The 3,816-nt window shown below is 43.1% G+C and carries 3 protein-coding genes; 2 read left to right on the forward strand and 1 reads right to left on the reverse strand.

The window, feature by feature from the left end; genetic code table 11:
- The first annotated feature begins 136 nt into the window (after nt 1–136).
- Nucleotides 137–2,059, forward strand: a complete 1,923-nt coding sequence (dnaK, locus tag IQ229_RS17325; RefSeq protein ID WP_194045818.1) for a molecular chaperone DnaK — start codon at nt 137–139, stop codon at nt 2,057–2,059.
- Between the two features lie 128 nt (nt 2,060–2,187).
- A complete protein-coding gene (locus IQ229_RS17330; RefSeq protein WP_194045820.1) occupies nt 2,188–2,823 on the forward strand; it encodes an acetoacetate decarboxylase family protein in 636 nt (211 codons plus the stop codon).
- Nucleotides 2,824–3,014: 191 nt separating this feature from the next.
- Here IQ229_RS17330 and IQ229_RS17335 read toward each other — a convergent pair whose 3' ends face one another.
- Nucleotides 3,015–3,410, reverse strand: a complete 396-nt coding sequence (locus tag IQ229_RS17335) for a hypothetical protein (RefSeq protein WP_194045822.1) — start codon at nt 3,408–3,410, stop codon at nt 3,015–3,017.
- Nucleotides 3,411–3,816 lie beyond the last annotated feature (406 nt).

Raw genomic sequence — 3,816 nt, forward strand, 5'->3', positions numbered from 1 at the left:
CTGGAGTTTTAACCCCAGGAAAGCCAATTAAAGGTATTCATGCTGAACTGGCTGATTTATTGACCCTGTTGGTTCAAAATTTAGTGCTTTATATTCTCATTCATTCATTTGTAGTTATACGGAGCCAGCACCTAAAATGGCAAAAGTAGTTGGAATTGACTTAGGAACAACGAACTCCTGCGTGGCAGTGATGGAAGGTGGTAAACCCACAGTAATTGCTAATGCTGAAGGTTTTCGGACAACGCCATCAGTAGTCGCATTTGCGAAAAATGGCGACAACTTGGTTGGTCAAATCGCCAAACGCCAAGCGGTGATGAACCCCGAAAATACGTTTTACTCAGTCAAACGCTTTATCGGACGCCGCTTCGAGGAAGTGAGTAATGAAGCTACGGAAGTTTCTTACAAAGTCCTCAGCAGCAACGGCAATGTCAAATTAGATTGTCCGATAGCTGGTAAACCGTTTGCTCCGGAAGAAATTTCTGCAAAAGTTCTTCGCAAACTAGTTGAAGACGCCAGCAAATATCTGGGTGAAACTGTAACCCAAGCTGTAATCACTGTTCCCGCATACTTCAACGACTCGCAACGCCAAGCGACAAAAGACGCTGGTAAAATTGCCGGGATTGAAGTTCTACGGATTATCAACGAGCCTACAGCTGCATCTCTGGCTTATGGATTTGACAAGAAGAGTAACGAAACCATCCTCGTGTTTGACCTTGGTGGTGGTACCTTCGACGTATCCGTGTTGGAAGTAGGAGATGGAGTTTTTGAAGTACTAGCCACCTCTGGTGATACCCACCTTGGTGGTGACGACTTCGATAAAAAAATAGTTGACTTCTTAGCTGAGAAGTTTAGAAAAGCCGAAGGTATTGACCTACGGAAAGACAAGCAAGCTTTACAACGTCTGACTGAAGCGGCAGAAAAAGCCAAAATTGAGCTTTCTAGTGTTAGCCAAGCAGAAATCAACCTGCCATTTATCACTGCTACCCAGGATGGGCCCAAGCACCTGGATACAACCCTAACTCGCGCTCAGTTTGAAGAACTTTGCTCTGACTTAATCGACCGTTGCCGTATTCCTGTGGAAAACGCCCTTCGGGATGCCAAGTTAAACAAAGGCGATATTGATGAAGTGGTGTTAGTTGGTGGTTCTACCCGCATTCCCGCAGTCCAACAGATTGTGAAGCAGGTATTGGGTAAAGACCCCAACCAAACCGTCAACCCTGATGAAGTCGTAGCAGTTGGTGCAGCTATTCAAGCTGGCGTACTAGCTGGTGATGTAACTGGCATCTTGCTGTTAGACGTGACACCGCTATCTTTGGGTGTTGAAACATTGGGCGGCGTGATGACCAAAATTATCCCCCGCAACACCACAATTCCCACCAAGAAATCGGAAGTCTTCTCCACTGCTGTGGATGGACAAACCAACGTAGAAATTCACGTCCTCCAAGGTGAACGCGAATTCTCTAACGATAACAAGAGCTTGGGAACCTTCCGCCTCGATGGTATTCCTCCTGCACCACGCGGTGTTCCTCAAATTGAAGTGGTGTTCGATATTGACGCCAACGGTATCCTTAACGTCACCGCTAAGGACAAAGGTACTGGTAAAGAACAGTCCATCAGCATAACCGGCGCTTCCACCCTGGATAAATCTGATGTTGACCGGATGGTTAGAGAAGCTGAACAAAACGCTTCATCTGACAAAGAACGACGTGAGAAGATTGAACGCAAGAACCAAGCCGACTCCTTGGCATACCAAGCTGAGAAGCAGCTACAAGAATTGGGCGATAAAGTTCCCGATGCTGACAAGACTAAAGTCGAAGGTTTGGTGAAAGAATTGCGGGAAGCAGTTGCTAAAGAAGACGATGAGCAAATCAAAAAGCTCACCCCAGAACTGCAACAAGCGTTATTCGCTGTTGGTAGCAACATCTATCAACAAGCTGGTGCTAGTGCTAGTGCCGGTGCCGGTGCTACATCTGGTGGTGAACCTCAAGATAGTAGCAGTTCCTCTAGTTCTAGTAACGGTGACGATGTAATTGACGCTGATTTTACAGAGAGCAAATAATTCCTCTACTTCTTTTGGCAAGATTGTTTTGTTCGACCTCATATTACCCATTCAGGCAAATGCCTGGGTGGGGATTTTTTTTAAGGAGTTAGAGGTTAGGAATTATATAAAAGTTGGGTTAATCTCTTATGCCATATCCACAAGCACCTTGGGTACTCCAAGGTTATGCTATCCAAACTCTGCATTTGGTAAATATTGACCAAGTGCGCCCTTTGATTCCCTTAGAGTTAGAAATTATTTCTGTATGGCCTGGTAAAACTCTCGCTAGTGTGTATTTATCTCATTATGGGTCAGGCTCAGTACTGGAGTATAATGAGTTAATTGTTGTCCCAGCTTTGGTTAATTACCAAAGAAAAATCGGTGGTTGGGTTTCCCACATTTATGTAGATAATGCTGATTCGGTGGCTGGTGGTCGAGAAATTTGGGGACTACCAAAGGAATTAGCTAAGTTTACCTGGGAACACGGAAAGTATGTTACTGTGCATCAGGAAAACCGGAAGTTGTGTAGTCTTAGATACGATCGGCAAAACTTGGCATGGAAACAGTGGTTAAGTGCTTCTGCTTTCAGCGCCAAGGGTGCTGATTTGCTGATATTCCCTGCTGAATTTGAGTCTGTGTTGGGTTTGATTGGTTCTAAATTAGAAATTCCCGCCGAAAGTCCTTTTTCTAAAATAGGTTTAGGTCAGCCTTGGTTAACTGTGCGTTGTGAGCAGATGAGTTTGCGGGTTGATGCGCCAAAACTCGTTGGTCAGATGGGTATCTAGGCATTTTCATATTGAGATGTTCTTACCCTAGAGCCAAAAACTATAGAAACTGCCCAAATTAGTGCCCAGCAATTTCATAAATCAGTTGAAGTTGTGGGAGGATTATATGAGTGCGATCGCGCAGCAGTTGCTTTTATTCACTCTCAACATTCTTTCAATCAAATCCGGCTTATAATTGGTAGCCCTGAATTTTATGGGCTTATACTGAAACTTCCCTTGTTATTCGGCTCTGGGTCAGTGAACCAACTGCCGCTAGTGCCTGTAGCACTTGTAAGCCCGTTGAAAGTTTGTACTATATTAAAACCATTACCTACATAACGTCGCATAGTAAATTGATTACCTGACGAGGAACCAACAACCAAATCTGAAAAACCTGCACTGGGAAAGTTTATCGTACCCTTAAAGCAAGTTCCTTCGGTACATTGATAGGTCTCTTCGATTCTCAGTGTTAGATTGTCTGTTTTTCCTTGTGTATTATTTTGGAATCCGAAATATTGACCTTTAGGAATAGCTAGTGCCTGACTAGCAGAAGTCAATATTGCTAATCCTGTCATTATAGTAGAAATGTAAAAATTACGAACATCCATAATTCTTTCTTTTTTTGATTGATTTAGTTATCTGGGTTTTGAACCCATTCATCTGCTGAATTGCTTGGCTTTTAATCCCTCTTTTGTCACTCTCGGAAAACAATAATCGAAGCTAAATTCTGAAACTTTGATTGGATAACGCTTTAAGCCTTTATTTTCTAACAGTAACTAAAGTTTGTAGCTCAAATCTGAAAATTAAAGATCCGAAAGGCTTTCAGCGATTGGCTTCTCCCAAAGTGACAAAAGAGGGTTAATACCAATTTTTTATAAAGATGCACAGAATATTAAACAAACCGCCAAGTACGCCAAGAGCGCCAAGAATCTGTCTCTTATACGCATATGACGCTGCCGACGAAGAGCCTTGTTTAGATTCCGTGGTTTGCTTGATCTTTAAAAAAAAATTGAT

The organism is Nostoc cf. edaphicum LEGE 07299, from assembly GCF_015207245.1.
GTDB lineage: Bacteria > Cyanobacteriota > Cyanobacteriia > Cyanobacteriales > Nostocaceae > Nostoc > Nostoc edaphicum_B.